The sequence below is a fragment of the Actinophytocola sp. genome (assembly GCF_035634895.1).
Taxonomy (GTDB): domain Bacteria; phylum Actinomycetota; class Actinomycetes; order Mycobacteriales; family Pseudonocardiaceae; genus Actinophytocola.
On the sequence record NZ_DASQCC010000278.1, the window covers coordinates 20,838 to 27,302 of the forward strand.

At 68.3% G+C, this 6,465-nt stretch carries 7 protein-coding genes and 1 pseudogene; 6 read left to right on the forward strand and 2 right to left on the reverse strand.

Annotation, left to right across the window (positions count from 1 at the left end; all coding sequences use genetic code 11):
• Positions 1–38 precede the first annotated feature (38 nt).
• Both VET29_RS42595 and VET29_RS42600 read right to left on the reverse strand, forming a co-directional pair.
• Positions 39–905: a S1 family peptidase gene (locus tag VET29_RS42595; RefSeq protein ID WP_324932781.1), complete on the reverse strand. Its 867-nt coding sequence runs from the start codon at positions 903–905 to the stop codon at positions 39–41.
• Positions 906–1,070: 165 nt separating this feature from the next.
• Positions 1,071–1,925 carry a hypothetical protein gene (locus VET29_RS42600; protein ID WP_324932784.1) on the reverse strand — a complete coding sequence of 285 codons (855 nt, stop codon included), beginning with the start codon at positions 1,923–1,925 and terminating at the stop codon, positions 1,071–1,073.
• Between the two features lie 271 nt (positions 1,926–2,196).
• On the opposite strand from VET29_RS42600, the gene rplJ reads away from it, so the two are divergent.
• From rplJ to VET29_RS42630, 6 genes and pseudogenes are all read left to right on the forward strand, one after another.
• The gene (rplJ, locus tag VET29_RS42605) at positions 2,197–2,739 is read left to right on the forward strand and encodes a 50S ribosomal protein L10 (protein ID WP_324932788.1); all 543 of its coding nucleotides are present in this window, start codon (positions 2,197–2,199) and stop codon (positions 2,737–2,739) included.
• Between the two features lie 27 nt (positions 2,740–2,766).
• On the forward strand, positions 2,767–3,153 hold the full coding sequence (gene rplL, locus VET29_RS42610; protein WP_324932791.1) for a 50S ribosomal protein L7/L12: 387 nt from the start codon (positions 2,767–2,769) through the stop codon (positions 3,151–3,153).
• A gap of 361 nt (positions 3,154–3,514) precedes the next feature.
• Positions 3,515–4,639 (forward strand): ABC transporter ATP-binding protein, encoded by a 1,125-nt coding sequence (locus VET29_RS42615; RefSeq protein WP_324932794.1) that lies wholly within the window; start codon positions 3,515–3,517, stop codon positions 4,637–4,639.
• Positions 4,636–5,430: an ABC transporter permease gene (locus tag VET29_RS42620; protein WP_324932797.1), complete on the forward strand. Its 795-nt coding sequence runs from the start codon at positions 4,636–4,638 to the stop codon at positions 5,428–5,430. Before VET29_RS42615 ends, VET29_RS42620 begins: the two co-directional genes overlap by 4 nt.
• Before the next feature lie 4 nt (positions 5,431–5,434).
• Positions 5,435–6,271, forward strand: coding sequence for an ABC transporter permease (locus tag VET29_RS42625; protein ID WP_324932799.1), 837 nt, complete (start codon positions 5,435–5,437; stop codon positions 6,269–6,271).
• A pseudogene (locus VET29_RS42630) lies at positions 6,268–6,465 on the forward strand (ABC transporter substrate-binding protein); the annotation flags it as partial. The gene VET29_RS42625 and the pseudogene VET29_RS42630, both read left to right, overlap by 4 nt.

A 6,465-nucleotide genomic window follows, 5' to 3' on the forward strand; every position in this document is an offset into this window, starting at 1 on the left:
CCCTCCTGTGCGGAGGGGCCCCGCTTTTGTGTCGGTCCCTATCCAATGGTGGCGTTCACCGCGTCGAGCGCGGTGGTGACGGGCTGGAAGAACGTCACGCCGCCGCTGGTGCAGTCCCCGGAGCCGCCGGACGTCAGGCCGACCGCGCTGCCGTCCTCGGTGAACAGCGGGCCGCCGCTGTCCCCGGGCTCCGCGCAGACGGTCGTCTGGATCAGGCCGGTGACCGTGCCCTCGGGGTAGTTCACAGTGGCGTCCAGTGCGATGACGTCGCCGTCGAAGAGGCCCGTGGTGCTGCCCATGCGGAAGACCTGCTCGCCGACCTGGGCGTCGGCGGCCTGCTTGATGTCGAACAGTTGACCGTTCCCGACGTCGACGGCACTGGGGGCGTTGGTGGTCTCGTCGTCGTAGGTGACCAGCGCGAAGTCACCGTTGCCCGGGAAGGTCGCCTCCTGGACCGTGGCGATCGGGTCGCCGTTCGCCTCGTCGGACCACGCGTCGAACGCGACACCGCAGTGCCCGGCGGTCAGGAAGCCCGGTCTCCCGTCCCCGGTGGTGACGTTGAAGCCGAGCGAACACCGCGCCCCTTCCGCGAAGATCGCGTCACCACCCTCGGCGAAGAGGGAGAACCTGCCGGTCGTCCGCTTCAGGGTCGCGACGTCGCCGCCAACCGCGTTGACGGTGCCCTCCAGGTTGTCCCAGGTGTCACCCTTGACCGTCTCGTCCGCCGTGATGATCATCTTGCCGGTGGCGGGGTCGGTCGCCCACGCGGTGCCCGGTATGTGGTCCTGCCGCATCTCGGTCAGCGCGGCCAGGTCCCGATCAGGCGACCCCGCGGCCCGCTGCCGGTGTCCGCCCTCGGCATTGGCCTGCGGCAGCAACACGGCGACAAGGGCCACGAGCGCCACGCCACCGGCTCCTAGGAACAGGGCTTTCCTCGTGGCCGGCCTGTGTTTGGCACGCAATTCGCGACCTCCTCGGTAGTGGATGGGGGCGCTTTTGTCCACACCACACACGAGGAAGATTTGGTAACGGTTCACCAATCGCCGCAACAGCTCGGTAAACAGGCGGGATCAGCTGGTCGGCGGGGTGCTCGTGGAGCCGCCGCAGTCGGCCGGTTCGGACTCGTGACCGGAGACGATCCACTGGGCGTCGCCGCCACCGGCGCTCTCGGAGTGGGGGATCTTGCTGAGGGTCAGGAGCCCCAGCCGCGGCCCGCCGGAGACCTCCATCGCGCAGGAACTGACCGACACACTGTTGCCCGCCTTCGTGGGAACAGCGGAGCCGGGGATCCACGGGTTGGCGTACTCCGACTTCATGTGGTTCGCCGCGATGCTGCGGTAGATGGTCGTGACGATCTCCGCGCACGTGTTGCCGTACTGCGACATGTTCTTGGTGAACTGAGCACGTCCGTCGTCGGTGAAGCGGCTGCACGCGCTCTTCGCGTCGCCCTGGGCGATGTCGTCGTACACCTTGAGGACCGCGTTCCGCGGCGTCGTCTCGAAGATCAGGTTCGTGGTCGCCTTGCCGCCGCCGGTCTGGGAGGCCGGGAGCTGGTCGTGGTCCTCGCCGAAGAAGTAGTCGATGGCGAAGTAGCCGGCCAGCACCAGGATGGCGAGGACGACCAGGCCGGTGATGACCTTGCCGACCGCCGCCTTCAGCAGGCGTTTCGGCAGGCTCTCCTTGGGCGGGGGCGGACTCCACCGGTGCAGGTGGCCGGGGGGCGGCGGGGTGCCCGGCTGGAAACCCTGTTCGGCCTGCTGTCGCATCAGCTCCTGGAAGCGTTGGAACTCCTGGAACTGGCGTACCTCGTCCGGGGTGATCGGGGTCGGTTGGCGTGGCGCGGGTGGGGGAGCGGGCGCCGTCGAACCGTCCCCGGGCATGACGAGGTCGGCAGGGGGCTCGTGGTGCTGCTCGTTGTCGGCCACGGCCTCCATCATGCCGTGTCGGCGCACACACTCACCCGGTTTGGGGGCCGCCGCCACCGCAACGTACGATTGACCACGGTTCTACCGAAGACCGCTGGTTCCTGCCCTCGGGCAGGCGAAGGTCCCGTCGACAGGACGGGCGGCCCGCGCAGGCAAGAACGAGGCACGCGCGGTCACACGCGCGTACACACACGCCCCGTGCTCTCCTGCGCCGGGGCGTTCGTCGTCTCCGGGGCGCCGGCGGTCGCCAAGCCACAGAGAGGAGGCGACCATGGCGAAGGCAGGCAAGGTCGAGGCCGTCGCGGAGATCGCGGACAAGTTCCGCAGCAGCTCGGCTGCCGTTGTCACCGAGTACACCGGTCTGTCCGTGTCCCAGCTGACGACCCTGCGTCGCGCTCTCGGCACGGGCACCACCTACCGGGTCGCTAAGAACACCCTCGTCAAGCGTGCCGCGGAGGACGCCGACATCCAGGGCCTGGACGCCCTGTTCGTCGGTCCGACCGCGATCGCGTTCGTCGAGGGCGAGCCTGTCGATGCCGCGAAGGCTCTTCGCGACTTCGCCAAGGACAACAAGGGCCTGGTCATCAAGGGCGGCTACATGGACGGCCGCCCGCTCACGGTCGACGAGGTCGACAAGATCGCCGACCTCGACTCCCGCGAGGTGCTGCTCGCCAAGCTGGCGGGCGCCATGAAGGGCAACCTCAGCAAGGCGGCCGGGCTGTTCAACGCCCCTGCCTCGCAGATCGCCCGTCTGGCCGCGGCACTGCAGGAGAAGAAGGCGTCCGCCGAGCAAGCGGCTCCCGCCGAGAGCTGACACACCACACAGAAAGGAAATGCCGTCATGGCGAAGCTCAGCACTGACGAGCTGCTCGACGCGTTCAAGGAGATGACGCTGCTCGAGCTGTCGTCTTTCGTCAAGCAGTTCGAGGAGACCTTCGAGGTCACCGCCGCCGCACCGGTCGCCGTCGCGGCGCCGGGCGCCGTCGCCGCGGCCCCCGAGGCCGCCGAGGAGCAGGACGAGTTCGACGTCGTCCTCGAGGCCGCCGGTGACAAGAAGATCCAGGTCATCAAGGTCGTGCGCGAGGTCGTCTCCGGCCTCGGCCTGAAGGAGGCCAAGGAGCTCGTCGAGAGCGCCCCCAAGGCCGTCCTGGAAAAGGTCACCAAGGAGGCCGCCGAGGCCGCCAAGGAGAAGCTCGAGGGCGCCGGCGCTTCCGTCAGCCTCAAGTGAGCTAGTGTCCCGCGCCGGGAATGCGGTGATCAAGTCGGTGGATCCGGGTTTCTGCTGGCAAGGCGCCGGTTCGTCCTCGTACTGGGTCGTACTTGGGCGGACCGGCAACGCCGCCAGCAGGAAGCTGGGCCGCCGAATTGGTTGCCTGATCTCCGGCGCGGGACACTAGTCCAACAGGACAAAAAGGGCCGGTACCCGTTCGGGTGCCGGCCCTTTGCTTCGCTCGGGTGCAACCCCGGGGCACACCCACTGTGAGTAACTCGGTACGTTCCCTCGACATGCGGTTGCTGACTCGCCAGTAACCCAGGTGGCTATGTGCTCGTTGCACGAGAGAGCACCAGTCGGGGAAGCGGGAGGTTCCATGGGCGCCGAAGTGGTCGTCGAGGGCCTGACGAAGTCCTTCGGGCGCCAGACCATCTGGCGGGACGTCACGCTGACGCTCCCCCCGGGCGAGGTCAGCGTCATGCTCGGACCGTCCGGCACGGGCAAGTCCGTGTTCCTCAAGTCGATCATCGGGCTGCTCAAGCCGGAGCGCGGGCGCTGCGAGATCAACGGCGTCGACATCGTCACCTGCTCGGAGCACAAGCTCTACGAGATCCGCAAGCTGTTCGGCGTCCTGTTCCAGGACGGCGCGCTGTTCGGGTCGATGAACCTGTACGACAACGTCGCCTTCCCACTGCGTGAGCACACCAGGAAGTCCGAGGCCGACATCCGCAAGATCGTCCTCGAGAAGCTGGACATGACCGGCCTCGCCGGCGCGGAGAAGAAGCTCCCGGGTGAGATCTCCGGCGGCATGCGCAAGCGTGCCGGCCTCGCCCGCGCGCTCGTGCTCGACCCTGAGATCATCCTGGTCGACGAGCCGGACTCCGGGCTGGACCCGGTCCGCACGTCGTACATCTCCCAGCTGCTCATCGACCTCAACACCCAGATCGACGCGACGATCCTGATCGTGTCGCACAACATCAACCTCGCGCGGACCGTGCCGGACAACATCGGCATGCTGTTCCGCCGCGAGCTGGTCATGTTCGGCCCCCGCGAGGTCCTGCTCACCAGCGAGGAGCCGGTCGTCAAGCAGTTCCTCAACGGCTCGCGCATCGGCCCGATCGGCATGTCCGAGGAGAAGGACGAGGCCACCATGGCCGCCGAGCAGGCCCAGATCGAAGCCGGCCACCACGACGGCAGCACCGACGACGTGCGTGGTGTGGTGCCGCAGATCCAGCCGACGCCGGGGCTCGGCGAACGGTCCGGCGTACGGCGGCGGCTGGACCGGGTCATGCGGATCCTGTACACGCTGCCGCGCGCGGCGCAGCAGGGGATCATCGACTCGCTGACCGACGAGGAGAAGGCCCGGTACGGCGTCAAGGGCACCCTTCGGCCCAGCCCCACCCCTCGGCCGAGAGAGTGGCAACCGGACTCCGGTGACCTCAGCGTGGCCGAACTGCCCACCACGACCTGGCACAACTCCCCACCCGGCGGTGGCGCATGACCACTCGCCCCGCACCGGCGAACTTTCCCGGGGCAGGCGCGCTGCGGGAGACCGGGCGGCTGTTCGCGCTCGCCCTCGACGTCATCGTCCAGACGTTCCGGCGGCCGTTCCAGCTGCGGGAGTTCATCCAGCAGTGCTGGTTCATCGCCAGCGTCACGATCCTGCCGACCGCCCTGGTCGCCATCCCCTTCGGCGCGGTCATCGCGCTCGAGCTCGGCGGGCTGATCGTCCAGCTCGGCGCCCAGTCCTTCACCGGCGCGGCCGCGGTGCTCGCCATCATCCAGCAGGCCGCGCCACTGGTCACCGCGCTCATGGTCGCCGGCGCCGGCGGTTCGGCGATCTGCGCGGACCTCGGCGCACGCACCATCCGCGAGGAGATCGACGCCATGGAGGTCCTCGGCGTCAACCCCATCCAGCGGCTCGTCGTCCCGCGGGTGCTCGCCGCCATGGTCATCGCCGTCCTGCTCAACGGGCTCGTGTCCGTGGTCGGCGTGCTCGGCAGCTACTTCTTCAACGTCGTCCTCCAGGGCGGCACGCCGGGCGCCTACCTGGCGAGCTTCTCCGCGCTGGCGCAGCTGCCGGACCTGTGGATCTCCGAGATCAAGGCGGTCATCTACGGCTTCATCGCCGGCGTCGTCGCCGCCTACCGCGGTCTCAACCCGAAGGGCGGGCCGAAGGGCGTCGGGGACGCGGTCAACCAGTCCGTGGTGATCACGTTCCTGCTGCTGTTCTTCGTCAACTTCATCCTGACCGCCGTGTACCTGACCATCGTTCCGCAGAAGGGCAGCTGAGCAGATGGCCATCGGCGACACCGCGCGGCGGGTGGCGACCGCGCCGCTCAACTGGCTCGACACGCTGGGTGACCAGCTGTCGTTCTACCTGCGTGCGCTCGCGTGGATTCCCCGCACGCTGCGCCGGTACATGCGGGAGACCATGCGCATCCTCGCCGAGGTCAGCTTCGGCTCCGGCGCGCTGGCGGTCATCGGCGGCACCATCGGCGTGATGGTCGGCATGACCGTCTTCACCGGCACGGTCGTCGGCCTCCAGGGGTACGCGGCACTGGACCAGATCGGCACGGCCGCCTTCTCCGGCTTCGCGTCCGCCTACATCAACACCCGTGAGGTCGCGCCGCTCGTGGCCGGGCTGGCACTGTCCGCCACGGTCGGCGCCGGCTTCACCGCACAGCTGGGCGCCATGCGCATCTCGGAGGAGATCGACGCCCTGGAGGTCATGGGCGTGCCGAGCCTGCCGTTCCTGGTGACCACCAGGATCATCGCCGGCTTCGTCGCGGTCATCCCGCTCTACATCATCGGGTTGCTGTCGAGCTACCTCGCGTCCCGCTCGATCGTCGTCTACTTCTACGGCCAGTCGGCGGGCACCTACGACCACTACTTCAACCTGTTCCTACCGCCGCAGGACGTCTTCTGGTCCTTCGGCAAGGTGCTGATCTTCGCCGTGGTGATCATCCTCGTGCACTGCTACTACGGGTACCGCGCGTCCGGCGGTCCGGCCGGTGTCGGCGTGGCGGTGGGCCGCTCGGTCAGGACGACGATCGTGACCGCGGCCTTACTGAACTTCTTCATCGGCTTCGCCATCTGGGGCACGAACGTGACGGTGAGGATCGGCGGATGAGGCAGGGGAGGTGGGCGACGGTCCGGCGCCGGTTGCTCGGCATCGGGTTCATCGTCGTGATCGCGGGGCTCGTCAGCCTCTCGATCGCCATGTACAACAAGGCGTTCACGTCCGTGGTGAAGGTCAGCCTCACCACCGACAAGCTCGGCAACCAGCTCCAGGTGCTCGGTGACGTCAAGGTGCGCGGCCTGATC